Here is a 16,145-nt window from a genome sequence, read left to right on the forward strand (position 1 = left end):
GGTCATGCTTCCTTCTTGCGGCGACGCAAGCGTTGATAGGCCCGGTCGAGCCACAGATAGATGACGGGCGTCGTATAGAGCGTGAGCATCTGGCTGAAGATGAGGCCGCCGATGATCGAGATGCCGAGCGGCTTGCGGAATTCCGACCCGTAGCCCGAGCCGAACACGAGCGGCAGCGCGCCGAGTATCGCGGCGCTCGTCGTCATCATGATCGGGCGGAAGCGGATCAGGCACGCGCGCGTGATGGCCTCTTCGGCGGGCAGCTTGTGCTCGCGCTCTTCGGTAATGGCGAAGTCGATCATCATGATCGCGTTCTTCTTCACGATGCCGATCAGCAGGATCACGCCGACGAGCGCGATGATCGAGAGCTCCGTATGCGTGGCGAGCAGCGCGATCAGTGCACCCACGCCGGCCGAGGGCAGCGTGGAGAGAATCGTGAGCGGGTGCATCAGGTTCTCGTAGAGCATGCCGAGCACGATGTACACGGAGAGCAGCGCGGCCACGATCAGGAGCGGCTCGCTCGACACCGACTGCTGGAACACCTGCGCCGTGCCCGCGAAGTTGCCGGTGATGCTGGCGGGCATGCGCAACTGGGAGACGGCGTCGTCGACCTCGCGCGTGGCCTGGCCGATCGAGGCGCCGGGCGCGAGGTTGAACGACGCCGTGACGGCCGGGAAAACGCCCTGGTGGTTGATCGAGATTGCCGTGCGGTCGATCGAGAAGCGCGCCATCGCGGCAAGCGGCACGAGCGGCTCGCCGCTCGCAAGCACGGCCGTGGAGGGCGTGACGGTGGTGCTGGCGGGGCCGGCCGCGGCGGCAGCCGAAGCCGCCGCGGCGAGCGCGGCGGTCTCGCTGGCCGAGGTCATGACGCTCGCGCCCGCCGGGCTGCCGCTGCCGCCCGAGCCGGCGCCGCCCGCGCTCGGCGCGCCGGCCGGCACGTAAATGCCTTTGAGCGCGGCAGGGTCGGTCCAGTACTCGGGCGCGAGTTCCATCACCACGTGGTACTGGTTGGCCGACTTGTAGATCGTCGAGACCTGGCGCTGGCCGAACGCGTCGTAGAGCGCGTTGTCGATCGAGTCGAAGTTCACGCCGAGGCGTCCCGCCGCATCGCGGTTCACGTTCACGGTCGCCTGCATGCTGTTGTCCTGCTGGTCCGTGTTGACGTCCTGGAGAATCGGGATCTTGTGCATCAGCGCGACCACCTTCGGCACCCACTTGTCGAGGTCGTCCTGGTCGTCGGCGGTGAGCGTGTACTGGTATTGCGCCGCGCTTTGCCGGCCGCCCACCGTGATGTCCTGAGCCGACTGCAGATAGAGCCGCGCGCCCGGAACGTCGCCCAGCGTGCGGCGGATCTGCGCGATGACCTCGTCGGCCGTGGCGTGGCGCACGCCGAGCGGCTTGAGCGTGACGAACAGGATTGCCGAGTTGATCGCGTTGGTGCCGCCGATGAAGCCGCCCACGGCCTGCACGTTCGGATTGGCGAGCACCTGCTTCGAGATGGCCGTGAACTTCTGCTGCATGAGCCGGTACGAGATGCTCTGCGAGGCCTGGATGGAGCCGATCAGCCGCCCCGTGTCCTCCTGCGGAAAGAAGCCTTTGGGCACGACCACGTAGAGCATCACGTTCAGCGCCAGCACCGCAATCGTGACCATGCCCATCAGCAGCGGATGGCGAATCACCCAGCCGAGCGTGCGCGCGTAGAAGCGGTGAAAGCGCGAGTCGGGGTACTCCTCTTCGCGGTGCCCTTCGTGCGCGCCGCGCAGGGCCACGCTGGAGAGCATGGGCGTGACCGTGAGCGAGATGAGCATCGACATCATGATCGCGGCGGAAAGCGACACCGAGAATTCGCGGAACAGCCGCCCGACAATGCCGCCCATCAGCAGGAGCGGAATGAACACGGCGACGAGCGACACGCTGATCGTGAGCACCGTGAAGCCCACTTCGCGCGCGCCGTTCAGCGCGGCCTGCACGGGCCGCTCGCCGCGTTCGAGGTGGCGCATGATGTTCTCGACCACCACGATCGCGTCGTCCACCACGAAGCCCGTCGAGATGGTGAGCGCCATCAGCGAGAGGTTGTTCAGGCTGAAGCCGAGGAAGTACATGATGCCGAACGTGCCGAGCAGCGAGAGCGGCACGACGATGGCCGGCACGAGCGTCGTGCGCCAGCTGCGGAAGAAGGCGAAAGTCACCAGCGTGACGAGCAGGATCGAAACGGCCAGCGTGATCTCCACGTCGAGCAGCGAAGCGCGGATCGTGACCGTGCGGTCCATCAGGATGTTGAGCCGGATGGTGGGCAGGATCGACGCTTCGAGGAACGGCAGCTCGGCCTTCACGTTGTCCACGGTGTCGATGACGTTCGCGCCCGGCTCCTTGTAGACGATCAGCAGCACGGCCGGCTTGCCGTCCGAAAGTCCGTAGTTCTCCAGATTTTCCACGTCCTGGCGCACGTAGCCCAGGTCCGAGATGTGCACGACGTCGTTGCCCACGCGCTTGACGATGATGGGCGCGTAGTCGGCCGGGTTGTACAGCATGTCGTTGGCCCCGATCGTGTAGGCCACGCCGCTCAATGCCGCCGAGCCCTTCGGCAGGTCGGTGTTGGAGTTCGCAATGGCCGTGCGGATCTGCTCGAGGCTCACGCCGTAGTGGCTCACGCGGTCGGGGTTCAGCTCGATGCGCACGGCCGGCAGCGCGCCGCCGCCCACGGTCACGTCGCCCACGCCCGGCGTTTGCAGCAGCTTCTGCTGCAGCACCGTGGAGGCCGCGTCGTAGAGCTGCCCGCGCGTGGCCGAGTCGGAGGTGAGGCTGACGATGAGGATGGGGGCGTCGGCGGGGTTGACCTTGCGATAGGTCGGATTGCCGTCGAGGTTCGCGGGCAGGTTCGTGCGCGCGGCGTTGATGGCGGCCTGCACGTCGCGCGCGGCGCCGTCGATGTCGCGGTTCAGGTCGAACTGCATCGTGATGCGCGTGGCGCCGAGCGAGCTCACCGAGGTCATCTGCGTGATGCCGGCGATCTGGCCGAACTGGCGTTCGAGCGGCGTGGCCACCGAGGTCGCCACCGTCTCCGGATCGGCGCCCGGCAGGTGAGCCGTCACGTTGATGGTCGGAAAGTCGATCTCGGGCAGCGGCGCCACGGGCAGCAGCTTGAACGCGAGCATGCCGAAGAGGGCAATGCCCACGGCGATGAGCGTGGTCGCGACGGGCCGGCGAATGAACGGTTCTGAGAGGTTCATGGCCGGTTACTCCGCCGCCGCATCGCTTGTGCCGTCTGCACCGGCTGCACCGGTCGCGTTCCTGCTGAAGAAGTCCTCCACGCGATGCAGCGCGAGATACATCACGGGCGTCGAGAAGAGCGTGAGCAGTTGGCTCACGATCAGGCCGCCGATGATCGCGATGCCGAGCGGATGCCGCAGCTCCGAACCCATGCCGGTGCCGAAGGCGAGCGGCACGGCGCCGAACAGCGACGCCATGGTGGTCATCAGGATCGGCCGGAAGCGCAGTTCGGCGGCGCGGCGGATCGCCTCGACGGGCGCGAGTTTTTCGTTGCGTTCCAGTTCGAGCGCGAAGTCGATCATCATGATCGCGTTCTTCATCACGATGCCGATCAGCAGCACGATGCCGATCAGGCCGATGATGTCGAACTGCGTGCCGGTGATGACGAGCGCGGCCAGCGCGCCGAGCGCGGCCGAGGGGAGCGTGGAGAGGATCGTCACCGGATGGATGAAGCTCTCGTAGAGAATGCCGAGCATCAGGTACACCACGATGATGGCGGCCGCCACGAGAAAGGCTTCGTTCGCGAGCGAGGCCTGGAAGGTGGCCGCCGAGCCTTCGAGCGACGCCTGCACCGTGGGCGGCAGGCCGATGCGCTGCTCGATGCCGGAAAGATGCGAGAGCGCCGTGCCGAGCGTGTAGCCCGGCGCCAGGTTGAACGAAACGTCCGCATAGGGGAACTGGCCCTGGCGGTTGATCGTGACGGGCGCGGGGACGAGCTTCATGGTCGCCATCGTGGCGAGCGGCGCGACGCCGCCCGAGGACGTGTCGACGTAGAGGCCGTCGAGCAGATGGGTCATGTCGCTCGATTCGCGGTTGGCCGCGAGCACGACGTGGTACTGGTTCAACTGCGTATAGATCGTCGAGACCTGGCGCTGGCCGTAGGCGTCGTACAGCACGTCGTCGATGGCCTGGGGCGTGATGCCGAGGCGCGAAGCGGTGTCGCGGTCGAAGGTCAGCTGGATCTGGTTGCCCTGCTGCATGGCCTGGCTCTGCACGTCGGCGAACGCGGGGTCCGCGCGCAGCGCCGCGATCAGCTTGCCGGTCCACTCGTTCAGCACGCCCGTGTCGATCGCCTGGAGGCCGACCCGGTAGCTCGTGGTCGAGATCGTGTCGTCGAGCGTGAGATCCTGCACGGGATGCAGGAAGAGGCGCATGCCGGCATTGCCCGCGGTCGAGTCCGAAAGGCGGCGGATCACGGCGGCGCTGCTGTCGCGGTCGCCCTTGTCTTTCAGGTTGATGAGGATGGTCCCCTGGTTCAGCGTCGGGCTCGTCTGGTTGATGCCGATGAACGAAGAGAGGCTTTCCACGGCCGGATCCTTGAGGATCTGGCCGACGAGCTGCTCCTGCTTCTTCACCATGTACTGGAACGAGATGCCGGGTGTTGCCTGCGAGATCCCTTCGACGAGGCCCGTGTCCTGCTCGGGAAAGAAGCCCTTCGGCATGAAGAACAGGATCGCGAAGGTGAGCGCCGCCGTCACGGCCACCGAGATCAGCGTGAGCACGCGGTGCTCCAGCACCCAGCCGAGCCCCTGCACATAGCGCGTGTTGATCTTGTCGAAGAAGTCGGCGCGGTGCGCCGCGCCGTGCGCGGTGTCGTGCGGCTTGAACATGCGCGAGCACATCATCGGCGTGAGCGTGAGCGAGACGAACGCCGAGATCACGATGGCAATGGCGAGCGTGAGCGCGAACTCGCGAAAGAGCCGCCCGACCACGTCGCCCATGAAGAGCAGCGGAATCATCACGGCGATCAGCGAGACCGAGAGCGAAATGATCGTGAATCCTATCTGTTTTGCGCCGATCAGCGCCGCATTGAGCGGCGTCTCGCCCATTTCGAGGTAGCGCGTGATGTTCTCGATCATCACGATCGCGTCGTCCACCACGAAGCCCGTGGCCACGGTGAGCGACATCAGCGTGAGATTGTTCAGCGAAAAGCCGAGGCCGTAGGCCACCGCGAGCGTGCCGATCAGCGAGAGCGGCACGGTCACGGCCGGAATGAGGGTGGCCGCGAGCTTGCGCAGGAAGAGGAAGATCACCATCACCACGAGCGCGACGGCCATGCCGAGCTCGTACTCGACGTCGCGCACCGAGGCGCGGATGGTTTGCGTGCGGTCGGTCAGCACGTCCACCTTCAGCGTGCCCGGCAGGCTCGCGCGCAACTGCGGCAGCAGCTTTTGCACGCGGTCCACCACGTCGATCACGTTCGCGCCCGGCTGGCGCTGGATGTTGAGCACGATCGAGGGCGTGTCGTTGGTCCACGCGGCCTGGCGCACGTCTTCGGCGCCGTCGATGGAGTGCGCGATCTGCGAGAGGCGGACCGGCGCGCCGTTCTTGTAGGCGATCACGAGGTCCGTATAGTCCGAGGCGCTCTGCAGCTGGTCGTTGGCGCCGATCGCATACGACTGGTAGCGGCCGTCCAGGTTGCCCTTCGCCTGGTTCACGTTGGCGTCGGCGAGCGCGGTGCGCACGTCGTCGAGCGACATGCCGAGCGAGTTGAGCATGCCCGTGTTCGTTTCCACGCGCACGGCCGGACGCTGCCCGCCGCTGATCGTCACGAGCCCCACGCCCGAGATCTGCGAGATCTTCTGCGCGAGGCGCGTGTCGGCGAGGTCTTCGATCTTCGTGAGCGGCAGCGTTTGGGACGTGAGCGACAGTGTGAGCACCGGCGCGTCGGCCGGATTGACCTTGCTGTAGACGGGCGGGTAGGGCAGGTTGGCCGGCAGGTAGCTCGCCGACGCATTGATGGCGGCTTGCACCTCCTGCTCCGCGACGTCGAGCGAGAGCGTGAGGTCGAATTCCAGCGTGATGACCGAAACGCCGTTCGAGCTCGTCGAGTTCATCGACTTCAGGCCCGCCATTTCGCCGAGCTGCACTTCGAGCGGGGCGGTGATCGACGAGCTCACCACGTCGGGCGCGGCGCCCGGGTACTGCGTGTAGACCTGGATCGTCGGGTAATCGACCTCGGGCAGCGCCGAAACGGGCAGCAGGTGATAGCCGAGCAGGCCGGCGAGCAGAATCGCCACCATCAGCAGCGCGGTGGCGATCGGCCGCTCGATGAACGGGCGCGAGATGTTCATGGGCGCGGCCTGTTCAGTGCGAAGCGGACGAAACAGCGGGTGACGAAACAGCCGTCGACGAGACAACCCGCATGAGCGAGCCGTTGTCGAGCTTGTCGGCGCCGTCGGTCACTACGCGCTCGCCGGGCTTCACGCTGCCGTCGGGAATGGCCGTGTTGTCGCCGCTCACCGGGCCCGCCTTCACGTTGCGCAGCACGGCCTTGTTGCCCGCGCCCACCACGAAGACGAAGTCGCCGTTGGTGCCGTGCTGGATCGCGGCGGTCGGGATCACCGGCACCTGGTCGAGCGTGTCGGCCTGCATGCTCGCGTTCACGAACTGATTCGGAAAGAGTGCGTCGCCCGCGTGGTCGAACTGGGCGCGGACCTTGACCGTGCCGGTGGTCGTGTCGACCTGGTTGTCGAGCGCGAGCAGCGTGCCGGTGGCGAGGAGCTTGCGCTTGTCGCGGTCCCAGGCCAGCACCTTCACGGGGCCGCGCGCCATGGCCTCGTGAATCTGGCCGAGGTAATCCTCCGGCACCGCATAGATCACGGTGATCGGTTCGAGCTGGGTGATGACGGCCATGCCGGTCGTGCTCGTCGTCGTCACGTAATTGCCCGGATCGACGAGGCGCAGGCCGATCACGCCGTCCACCGGCGAAGTGATCGTGCAGTAGCTCACCTGCACCTGGAGGTTCTTGACGTTGCCCGTGTCGGCCGTGACCGTGCCTTCGTCCTGCTGCACGGTGGCTACCTGCGTGTCGAGCTGCTGCTGCGTGATCGAACCGGTCTTGATGAGCACCTGATAGCGCTTCAGGTTCAGGCGGTCGTTGGCGAGCGTGGCCTGATCGTGCACGAGCGTGCCCTGGGCCTGCTGCAGCTCGGCTTCGAGCTGGCGCGAGTCGATGTGCGCGATCACCTGGTCTTTCTTCACGCGCTGGCCTTCCCGGAAGCCGACCGAATCGAGAATGCCGTTGACCTGGGTGATCAGCGTCACGGTGCGGATGGGCGTGACGGTGCCGAGCGCGTCGATGTAGACAGGCACGTCGGCCAGCTTGACGGCGACGGCCGAAACCGGAATGCCGCGCGGCGCCGCTGCATTGCTGGCGGCAGGGCGCCGGCCGAGGAAGAACCACGCCGCGACGGCGACGAGCAGCACTGCGATAGCGAGTGCTATCCAGTTGATGTGTTTTCTATTCATAACGCCTCGATCGGGACCCGTAAGCGCGCCGCCATCGCCATGCGGGTTCGATCGGAACGATCCTGGCCACGCGGAGAGGGATAAAACGCGTGCCATCCTCTGCAAAGGCTATGCCAGGCAGGGCGCAACGATGCGGCTTGGGTTTTCCGGGGGATGGCCGCGATAGGACGGCGCGCCGCTGTCGTGAAACCCAACAGGCCGTGTCGTGATTTGCGACACGCGCGGGCTGGCCGCGAGTTTGTCAATGCGGGGCTGGTCGGTCGAAAAAGCCGCGCCTGGGCTTTCGCCCTCGGGCGCGCAAGGACCGTCGGCTCGCCTGGCACGGCTTTCGCATCGGATAATGCCCCTTCTCCACCACCACGGAAAACCGTAACTGGACCGACATGCTCCGATCCCTACGCGGCCGGCTGATCCTGCTGCTCGTTCTCCTCGTTGGCGCGGCGCTGGCAACCGGTGTCCTGATGGTCGGGCTCTTCCACCAGTCGGCGGATGCGCTGCTGAATCAGGCCGCGGCCGAGAACACCCGCGCCTGCGACTCGATCGCGGCGGCCTACCGTACCTATAGCGAGACGCATCCGGAATTGAAGGCCGGGCTCGACAACGCCACCGTGCGCAGCCGCTTGAGCGAGCTGCTCGACGGCTCGCTGCGCAGGCGGCCCGGCATTCAGGGCGGCGTCTGGAGCGGCGAAACGGGCTCGTTCGCCTACGCGTATCCCACCTATCCCGGCGTGGTGGAGCGCACCGACCCGCCCGAAGGCGAGATGCCGCGCATTCGCGCGATCAACGAGGCCGCGCTGGCGGGCGAGCATACGATGAGCAAGCGCTACCGCGGACAGTCGCAGACGCTGCTGCTGGCCGCGTGCCCGCTGCCCGGCCCGATTCCGCATCTGACCGCGTGGACGATGAGCTGGACGCTGACCTTCGCGGGCAGCAGCTATCACCAGCTCATGGCGGGCCTTGGCGTGCTGCTCGTCATGGTGTTGGCCGCCGCAGCGCTGCTCACGCATCTCACGATGACCTGGTCGCGCCACGTCTCGCAGATCGAGAGTGCGCTCAATGCCTACGACGTGGCCGAACTGCCGGTGCTGCCGGCCACGCGCGAGCGCGAGCTCGACCGCATCGTGCTCGCGCTGAACGAGGCCGGGCGGCGGCTTTCGGCTGCGCGCCAGCGTGCCGATACCCTCGCGCGCCAGATGGCCACGGCCGAGCGCATGGCCGCGATTGGCCGCGTGGCGGCGGGCGTCGCGCACGAAATCCGCAATCCGATTGCGGCGATGCGCCTGAAGGCGGAAAGCGCCGTGGCGGCCGGCCCCGAGCGGCAGCCGCAGGCGCTGCAGGTGATACTCGGGCAGATCGAGCGGCTCGACGCCCTCGTGCGGCGCCTCCTCAGCATCACGGAGCACGACGAGCCGCGGCGCGAGCAGGTGGCGATCGGGCCGTTTCTCGACGCGTGCCTCGCGCGGCATGCGGATCGGGCCGCGGCGAAGCAGGTTACGATGACGCGCACGGGCGACCTGCACGAGGCCCGCTTCGATCCCGATCAACTGGAGCGCGCGCTCGACAACCTGATCCTCAACGCAATCGAGGCGGCGCCTTCCGGCAGCCGTATCGTGGTGGCCGCCCGCCGCGAGCAAGACGCCACCGTCCTGGCGGTTCAGGACGAAGGCGCGGGCCCGCCCGCCGCGATTCTGGAGCACCTGTTCGAGCCGTTCGTCACAGGCCGCCCCGACGGCACGGGCCTCGGCCTCTCGATCGTGCGCGAGGTGGCGGAGGCGCACGGCGGCACGGCCCGCTTCGTGCGGCGCACGAACGGAACGACCTTCGAAATGGTATTGCCATGGCCCACATCCTGATCGTCGACGACGACGAGACCATGCGCGACGCGCTCGCCGAAGTCGTGCGCGACCTTGGCCACAGCGTCTGCCTCGCCGCGAACGGCGCGCTGGCGCTCGAACTCGTCGAGCGCGAGCCCGTGAGCGCGATGTTTCTCGATCTGCGCATGCCGGGCATCGACGGGCTGGAGGTGCTGCGCCGCCTGCGCGAGCGTCCGGACGCCCCGGCGATTGCCGTGCTCACCGCGCACGCCACGGCGTCCAACACGATCGAGGCCATGCGCCTCGGCGCTTTCGATCACCTCACCAAGCCCATTGGCCGCAACGACCTTGCCCAGGTGCTGGAGCGCATGCTTGCGAGCATCGTGGAGTCGCAGCCGCTCGTGGCGAGCACGGAGCCCGAGACGCTGATCGGCTCGAGCGAGGCGATGCGCGCGGTGCAGAAGACCATCGGCGTGCTCGCCGACAGCGACGCCACCGTGCTGCTCACCGGCGAAACGGGCACGGGCAAGGAAGTCGTCGCGCGCGCGATCCACGAACACGGCCTGCATAATCGCGGGCCGTTCGTCGCGGTGAACTGCGCGGCGATTCCCGCGGATCTTCTGGAGAGCGAGCTGTTCGGCCATACGCGCGGCGCGTTCACGGGCGCGAGCGCCGAGCGCGAAGGCGCGTTTTGCCAGGCCGCGCACGGCACGCTCTTTCTCGACGAGATCGGCGACATGGGCATGGCGATGCAGGCGAAGATCCTGCGCGCGCTGCAGGAGCGCGTGGTGACGCCGGTGGGCGGGCGGCCCGTGCCCGTCCAGGTGCGCGTGATCGCGGCGACGCACCGCGACCTGATGCGAGGCGTGCGCGAAGGCAGCTTCCGCGAAGACCTCTACTACCGGCTGCATGTGGTGCCGATTCATCTGCCGCCGCTTTCGGCGCGCATTGCCGACATCGTGCCGCTCGCCGAGCATTTCCTTGCGCGCGCCGGCACGCGCAAGCGGCTGTCCGCCGACGCCGCGGCGCATCTGATCCGCTACGGCTGGCCCGGCAACGTGCGCGAGCTGAAGAACGCGATGGAGCGCGTGGCCGTAATGGTGCGCGGCGAGTATATCCACGCGACCGATCTCGTGTTCCTGCAGGGCGAGCGCGCGGGCGCCGCCGATCACGTGCTCGACTGGCCCGACGAAGACCTGCCTTCCGCGCTCGCGCGCCTCGAAGAGATGCTCATACGCCGCGCGCTCAGGCATAGCGGCAATAACCGCACGGATGCGGCGCGGCGGCTGAACATCAATCGCCAGCTGCTCTATGCGAAGCTCAAGCGCTACGGCATCGAGGTGGCGGACGACAGGGGGGGTGAGGGCGAAGACTGAGCCGTGCGTGCCCGGCTCTCTCAGCTTCGTCCCGAATGCCTGAGGCGCTTGATCACGAGTATGCAGAACGCGGGCACATGCACGACACCTGCGCCACTGGCGATCACGACCCACGGCGGCGCCAGCGGCCCGGCCAGCATCGCGCAGATCACGCCGAACAGGAGGCCGACCGCCAGCAGCACAGCATGCGCGACGAAGCGCTTGCGGCCGGCCACCGTAAAGCGGGGAATGCTGGCGTGGACATAGCCGATGATCAGCAGGGCGGCGGTGGTAATGGCGGGAAACATATCGATATCTGTACTTTCCAGGTTCGGGAGTATGTCACGTGCGGCGCCGCAAGGCGCGCGCCCGCGCCAGGCATGGCTTCGAGGCTTGCGGCGGGCTGACCGTTGGCCCGAAGCAACGTAGTCATTCCGTCAGGTGTTCGCGAGACAATAGATCGACGAACCCGACCATCCGACTCGTTGATGCCTAACCCAGACTCTCAAGCAGCCAACACGCTGGCCAACGCCGCCGCGACGCTCATGAACCGGCTCTACGACAGCGGCGCGCGACTCATGCGGCGCATCTACGACCGGCGCCTGCACGATGCGGCCGTACTCGACGCCACGCGTCATTTCCCCGACGCCGAACGCTTCGTGGCGAACTGGCAGGCGATACGCGCCGAGGCGCTCGAAGTCGCGACGAGCCTTCGCCGCATCCCGCGCTTTCACGAAATCATGCGGGAGCAGGCCGACATCTCGGCCAACGACGGACGCGACTGGCGCATGTACATCATGCAGGCTTACGGTGTGCGCTTTGCGCGCAATCTCGCGCGTTGTCCCACGCTCGCGGCCGTCGTGGCCCAGTCGCCCGACGTGCTTTCGGCTTCGTTTTCCTTTCTTGCGCCGGGCAAGCACGTTCCGCCGCATCGCGGGCCGTTTCGCGGCATTCTGCGCGGTTATCTCGTGCTCTCGATGCCGCTCGACGCCGACGGGCGACCTGCCGCGACGCTGACCGTCGACGGCCGCGACCATCGTCTGCACGACGGCGAATTCATGTTGTGGGACGACACATTCGAGCACGAAGTGCGCAACGCCAGCGACGAAGTGCGCGTCGTGCTGCTGCTCGACATTCGCCGCCGCCGCATGCCGCGCGACATGCGCCTTCTATCGGGGGCGGTGATCGCACTCGTGCGGCTGGGGATTTATTTGCGCGGTTCGAGGATTGCGGTTTAGGTCCGCTCGCGGGATTTAACGCATATTTAACCGATGTATCCGGCTTACAGCCGCTTTATTACCCGGCATTACCCCGGCGATTGGCGCACGCGGCCGCAGCGGCCCGCGAGTTCCGGCAAACACGCTCTCCGGCCGGTGATCGTGCGTTCGCGGCGCCCACGCTTACACGGACGTTTACTTACACTCCGCAAAAACTTTTCATCGTGCAAGCCGTTAGCCTTGGGTCACGGCCTGAGTCTCTTTGTCGTCTTCGCGCCGGCTCCCCCATTCAACGCTTTGCACGATAAAACATGAAACCTGCTATTTCCCGTGACGACATTGGCAAGCGGCGCCGCCGCATCGCAATCGAACTGGCGGCAGGCGCCGCGCTCGCAGCGGCCGCGGGGTTCGGCGGTATCGCGCCGGCTTCGGCGCAGGTGATGGTGCTGGCGCCGCCGGCGCCGGTCTACGAAGTGGCGCCGCCGCCGCGCGTCGGGCACATGTGGGCGCGCGGTTATTGGGTCTGGCAGTATGGCCGTTATGTCTGGGTGCCGGGCCATTGGGTCGTTGTTGCCCGGGGTGCGGCGGAGCCGCCTACGCCGCCCGCGCCCGTCGCGCAGGTGCTGCGCTTGTCGGCCGATGCCTTGTTCGCGTTCGATCGGGGCAGTCTTGCGGACATCCTGCCCGGCGGCCGCGCCGAGATCCGTGACGTCGCGGCGAAGCTCAGTGCGACGCGCTTCGGTCATATCGAAGTTCGAGGCTATACGGATCGCCTGGGTTCGTCCGCCTACAACCTGGAACTGTCCCAGCGTCGCGCGGATGCGGTGAAGGCGCTGCTCGTGCAGCAGGGCATCCCGGCCGGGCGTATCGACGCACGCGGTCTGGGCGCGCAGGATCCGATCACGCACTGCTCCGACAATCAATCGCGGGATAGCCTTATTTCGTGTTTGCAGCCCGACCGGCGCGTCGAGATCGTCACGTTCGCGCGGACCGGCGAACGCTATGCGCCGCCGGGGCCGCCGACCGGGCCGGGGATGGTTACGCAATAAAACCAAACGCCGGCCCCCGCATCGAGGGCGCCGGCGCAGCCGGAATAACCGATCAGCCCGCGAGATGCTTGCGCTTGGCAAGCTCCTGCGCCTGCGCGTAATCTGCCTGGATCACGGGCAACGCCTCGCTGGCGGCTTTTTTCAGACCCGCGTCGCGGCCCGATGCGATCTCGGCCTGGAAGGCCGAAAGCGTCTTCTGCTGACCGTCCAGCGCCACTTGCTCGATATATTTCTTGTCGAAATCGGCGCCACGCAGATCCTGGATGCCGGCCAGCGTGGCCGTGTCGGGATCGTTGGCCGGCACGTCGACGCCGCGCGGGCTCGCCGCGCGCAGTGAATCGGAAAGCTTCGTGTAGTCGGCTACCAGCTTTTCGGCGAAGGCCTTCACGTCACGGTCGGAGGAACGCGAGTCCGCAATGCGCGCGGCATCGCGCTGGGTCGCAACGGTCTGCGTGCCATCGCTGATGAAGGTCTTGTCGGCGGCATGCAGTTGCCCAGCATCGGCTGCGGCGGGCGCCGCGGAGGTCTGAGCATGGGCATTGAGCGCAACGGCGCAAAGGCCGAACGCGGACGTGGCAAGGATCGAGGCCAGCGAGAGGCGAGTCATAGAAAGCTCCATTCTGCGTGGTTGGTATCGACTGCACCGGCGCGGCCGCGGAGGGCGGCGTTGCGCGGCACCGTTGGGCCTGATGGGGATTACCCGAATGGCTGTCCAACGGTCTGACGAATTCTAGGAACTCGCCCCACTCGCAGGTGAAACGATGGCGTCGCTTCTGTAACGGTTGGTAACGATGCATACGGCATCGCAGGCACCTCGGACCTCGCGCGGGGTTGTCGCGTACCCGACAGATTTCGCGCGCCAATATGCCGATCATGAGGGCTCGCTTCGGTCCGGAGCCGCATCCCGGCAAGGACTCAAGCACGCAACGACGTCCCACACCACAACCCCTGATCCGGAGACAAACCGTGAGCGCATTGCAATCCGACGTGAAGCAGACCGTTTCCCCCGCCGAATGGACCGCGCGGGTCAATCTCGCCGCGGCCTACCGGCTCATCGCGCTGTTCGGCTGGGACGACCTGGTCTTCACGCACGTCTCGGCGCGCGTGCCGGGCCCCGAGCATCACTTCCTCATCAACCCTTACGGGCTGATGTTCGACGAGATCACGGCGTCCTCGCTCGTGAAGGTCGATCTGGAAGGGCGCAAGGTCATGGACTCGCCCTACGAGATCAACCCGGCCGGTTTCACGATCCATAGCGCCGTGCATGCCGCGCGCGAGGACGCGCTGTGCGTGATGCATACGCATTCGGTGAACGGCGTGGCGGTCTCGGCGCAGGAAGAGGGGCTCTTGCCGCTCTCGCAGCAGTCGCTGGGCGTGCTGGCTTCGCTGGGCTATCACGACTACGAGGGCATTGCGCTCAACGAAGAGGAGAAGCCGCGTCTCGTCGCCGATCTGGGCGCCAACACCTACCTGATGCTGCGAAATCACGGACTGCTAACGGTGGGCAAATCGGCTGCCGAGGCGTTCGTCGCGATGTACTTCTTCGAAGCCTCCTGCATGATCCAGGTACGCGCGCAGGCCGGCGGCGGCGCGCTACGTCAAATCCCGCAGCCCATCCTCGCCGGCATCAAACGCCAGATTGTCGAAGTGACGCGCGGCATGAACCCGGGCGCGCTGGTCTGGCCGGGGCTGCTGCGCCGCCTCGACCGCGCGAATCCCGGTTACGCGGAGTAAGTGTCGAGCCGCGCGGGCCGCACGCATTTGCATTGGAGCAGGGAAATGGCAAGGATCTGTATCTATGGTGCCGGCTCGATCGGCGTGTATCTTGGCGGCCGGTTGCTCGCGAGCGGGAGCGATGTCGCGTTTATCGGACGCGAGCGCATGGGCACGCTGCTGCGCAAGCACGGCGTCAGTCTTACGCATTACAGCGGCCAGCGCTGGCAGGCAGCGCCCCATCAGGTCGACTATGCGACCGGGGCCGCCGCGGCGGCATCGGCCGATCTCGTGCTCGTCACCGTGAAGTCGGCCGCCACGGCTGAAGCCGCTGCGAAACTCGCGGCGGTGCTGCGGCCCGGCGTGCCGGTCATCAGCTTCCAGAACGGCGTGGGCAACGCCGATGTGCTGCGCGCCGCGCTGCCGAACCATCCTGTGCTGGCGGGCATGGTGCCGTTCAACGTGGTCGAGCGCGGCCCCGGCGCTTTTCATCAGGCCACGGCGGGTGAGCTCGAGGTGCAGCGCGATCCGACGCTGCAGCCGTTTCTGGACGATTTCAGCCGGGCAGGCCTGCCGCTCGCGCAGCACGACGAGATGCTGCCGGTGCAGTGGGCCAAGCTTCTCCTCAACCTGAACAACGCGATCAACGCGCTGGCGAACCGGCCGCTGAAGGAGGAACTCGGGCAGCGCGCCTACCGGCAGTGCCTTGCCATGGCGCAGCGCGAGGCGCTCTCGCTGCTGGGCGCGGCAGGCATTCGCCCTGCGCGGCTCACGCCATTTCCGCCGCATTGGATTCCCCGGCTGCTCGTCCTGCCGGATGCCTGGTTCGAGCGCCTTGGCCGCCGCATGCTGACGATCGACCCGCTCGCGCGCTCTTCGATGTCCGACGATCTCGCGGCGGGCCGCAAGACCGAGATCGACTGGATCAACGGCGAGGTTCGGCGCCTGGCTGACCGGCTGGGCCGCAAGGCGCCCGTCAACGCGCGCCTGTGCGCGCTGGTGCATGAGGCCGAGCAGGCGAAGAACCGCCCATCGTGGTCCGGCGCCGGGCTGCTGGCGCAGTTGCGCACGGCTGCAGCAGGCACACGTGCCGGGGAACTGGCACGGGCCTGAAGCCTGTTCGTTCGCATAACTGATGATCCTCCTGCGCTGAGCATCGGCTTAGCGCTGCTGCGGGCTTTCGTGCGTTGCCCCACATGCCGTGCATGACCCCGTGCCAGAATCCGCTGGCGGCGCATCTGAGACGGCGTACAAGGGGCACGAACGGAAGCGATCGGTTTCGGGTTCGGTCTCGTGTGGCTGCTGGCGGTGTCCGGTGTGGCGATGCCCGGCGAGGTCGCGGCGCGGCGCTTCGCGTCTGCGCCGTGCTTCGATGGTGCGCCGCGCGCACACGCTGCACCGATCCGGTGCGCCTGCCCGTGGCGGCAGCTCACACGTTTTCCCTCTTCGGCACTGAACGCGAGCGTTTCCTTGTGA

11 protein-coding genes are annotated in these 16,145 nt (G+C 67.0%); 6 read left to right on the forward strand and 5 right to left on the reverse strand.

Annotation, left to right across the window (positions count from 1 at the left end; translation table 11 throughout):
• Positions 1–2: 2 nt before the first annotated feature.
• The 3 genes from BAC01S_RS23250 to BAC01S_RS32350 are packed head-to-tail and all read right to left on the reverse strand — an operon-like array spanning position 3 to position 7,521.
• A complete protein-coding gene (locus BAC01S_RS23250) occupies positions 3–3,230 on the reverse strand; it encodes an efflux RND transporter permease subunit (RefSeq protein ID WP_027796914.1) in 3,228 nt (1,075 codons plus the stop codon).
• Positions 3,231–3,236: 6 nt separating this feature from the next.
• Positions 3,237–6,344, reverse strand: coding sequence for an efflux RND transporter permease subunit (locus tag BAC01S_RS32345; protein ID WP_043203401.1), 3,108 nt, complete (start codon positions 6,342–6,344; stop codon positions 3,237–3,239).
• Between the two features lie 13 nt (positions 6,345–6,357).
• The gene (locus BAC01S_RS32350) at positions 6,358–7,521 is read right to left on the reverse strand and encodes an efflux RND transporter periplasmic adaptor subunit (protein WP_043203404.1); all 1,164 of its coding nucleotides are present in this window, start codon (positions 7,519–7,521) and stop codon (positions 6,358–6,360) included.
• A 383-nt stretch (positions 7,522–7,904) separates the two neighbouring features.
• Here BAC01S_RS32350 and BAC01S_RS23265 point away from each other — a divergent pair, with 383 nt between their 5' ends.
• Both BAC01S_RS23265 and BAC01S_RS23270 read left to right on the forward strand, forming a co-directional pair.
• Positions 7,905–9,374, forward strand: coding sequence for a sensor histidine kinase (locus BAC01S_RS23265; RefSeq protein WP_027796915.1), 1,470 nt, complete (start codon positions 7,905–7,907; stop codon positions 9,372–9,374).
• Positions 9,359–10,711 (forward strand): sigma-54-dependent transcriptional regulator, encoded by a 1,353-nt coding sequence (locus BAC01S_RS23270; RefSeq protein ID WP_027796916.1) that lies wholly within the window; start codon positions 9,359–9,361, stop codon positions 10,709–10,711. Before BAC01S_RS23265 ends, BAC01S_RS23270 begins: the two co-directional genes overlap by 16 nt.
• Positions 10,712–10,731: 20 nt before the next feature.
• Here the strand turns inward: BAC01S_RS23270 and BAC01S_RS23275 are convergent, their stop codons facing one another.
• A complete protein-coding gene (locus BAC01S_RS23275) occupies positions 10,732–10,998 on the reverse strand; it encodes a hypothetical protein (RefSeq protein WP_027796917.1) in 267 nt (88 codons plus the stop codon).
• A 237-nt stretch (positions 10,999–11,235) separates the two neighbouring features.
• Between BAC01S_RS23275 and BAC01S_RS23280 the strand changes: the two genes are divergently transcribed.
• Both BAC01S_RS23280 and BAC01S_RS33390 read left to right on the forward strand, forming a co-directional pair.
• Positions 11,236–11,928 (forward strand): aspartyl/asparaginyl beta-hydroxylase domain-containing protein, encoded by a 693-nt coding sequence (locus BAC01S_RS23280; RefSeq protein ID WP_027796918.1) that lies wholly within the window; start codon positions 11,236–11,238, stop codon positions 11,926–11,928.
• 290 nt (positions 11,929–12,218) lie between these two features.
• Positions 12,219–12,956 (forward strand): OmpA family protein, encoded by a 738-nt coding sequence (locus BAC01S_RS33390; protein ID WP_052408825.1) that lies wholly within the window; start codon positions 12,219–12,221, stop codon positions 12,954–12,956.
• A gap of 52 nt (positions 12,957–13,008) precedes the next feature.
• Here the strand turns inward: BAC01S_RS33390 and BAC01S_RS23290 are convergent, their stop codons facing one another.
• Positions 13,009–13,563: a DUF4142 domain-containing protein gene (locus BAC01S_RS23290; protein ID WP_027796919.1), complete on the reverse strand. Its 555-nt coding sequence runs from the start codon at positions 13,561–13,563 to the stop codon at positions 13,009–13,011.
• Positions 13,564–13,922: 359 nt separating this feature from the next.
• Between BAC01S_RS23290 and BAC01S_RS23295 the strand changes: the two genes are divergently transcribed.
• Complete coding sequence (locus BAC01S_RS23295) at positions 13,923–14,690, forward strand: class II aldolase/adducin family protein (RefSeq protein WP_027796920.1); 768 nt, start codon at positions 13,923–13,925, stop codon at positions 14,688–14,690.
• A 45-nt stretch (positions 14,691–14,735) separates the two neighbouring features.
• Positions 14,736–15,782: a 2-dehydropantoate 2-reductase gene (locus BAC01S_RS23300; RefSeq protein WP_027796921.1), complete on the forward strand. Its 1,047-nt coding sequence runs from the start codon at positions 14,736–14,738 to the stop codon at positions 15,780–15,782.
• The last annotated feature ends 363 nt before the right edge of the window (positions 15,783–16,145 follow it).

It is taken from the genome of Paraburkholderia acidipaludis NBRC 101816 (genome assembly GCF_000684975.1).
Classification (GTDB): Bacteria; Pseudomonadota; Gammaproteobacteria; order Burkholderiales; family Burkholderiaceae; genus Paraburkholderia; species Paraburkholderia acidipaludis.

What these genes read in the sequence shown, in the direction of transcription:
- BAC01S_RS23250 (WP_027796914.1), bottom strand. Translation starts at nt 3,230, where the DNA reads ATGAACCTCTCAGAACCGTTCATTCGCCGGCCCGTCGCGACCACGCTC.
- BAC01S_RS32345 (WP_043203401.1), bottom strand. Translation starts at nt 6,344, where the DNA reads ATGAACATCTCGCGCCCGTTCATCGAGCGGCCGATCGCCACCGCGCTG.
- BAC01S_RS32350 (WP_043203404.1), bottom strand. Translation starts at nt 7,521, where the DNA reads ATGAATAGAAAACACATCAACTGGATAGCACTCGCTATCGCAGTGCTG.
- BAC01S_RS23265 (WP_027796915.1), top strand. Translation starts at nt 7,905, where the DNA reads ATGCTCCGATCCCTACGCGGCCGGCTGATCCTGCTGCTCGTTCTCCTC.
- BAC01S_RS23270 (WP_027796916.1), top strand. Translation starts at nt 9,359, where the DNA reads ATGGCCCACATCCTGATCGTCGACGACGACGAGACCATGCGCGACGCG.
- BAC01S_RS23275 (WP_027796917.1), bottom strand. Translation starts at nt 10,998, where the DNA reads ATGTTTCCCGCCATTACCACCGCCGCCCTGCTGATCATCGGCTATGTC.
- BAC01S_RS23280 (WP_027796918.1), top strand. Translation starts at nt 11,236, where the DNA reads ATGAACCGGCTCTACGACAGCGGCGCGCGACTCATGCGGCGCATCTAC.
- BAC01S_RS33390 (WP_052408825.1), top strand. Translation starts at nt 12,219, where the DNA reads ATGAAACCTGCTATTTCCCGTGACGACATTGGCAAGCGGCGCCGCCGC.
- BAC01S_RS23290 (WP_027796919.1), bottom strand. Translation starts at nt 13,563, where the DNA reads ATGACTCGCCTCTCGCTGGCCTCGATCCTTGCCACGTCCGCGTTCGGC.
- BAC01S_RS23300 (WP_027796921.1), top strand. Translation starts at nt 14,736, where the DNA reads ATGGCAAGGATCTGTATCTATGGTGCCGGCTCGATCGGCGTGTATCTT.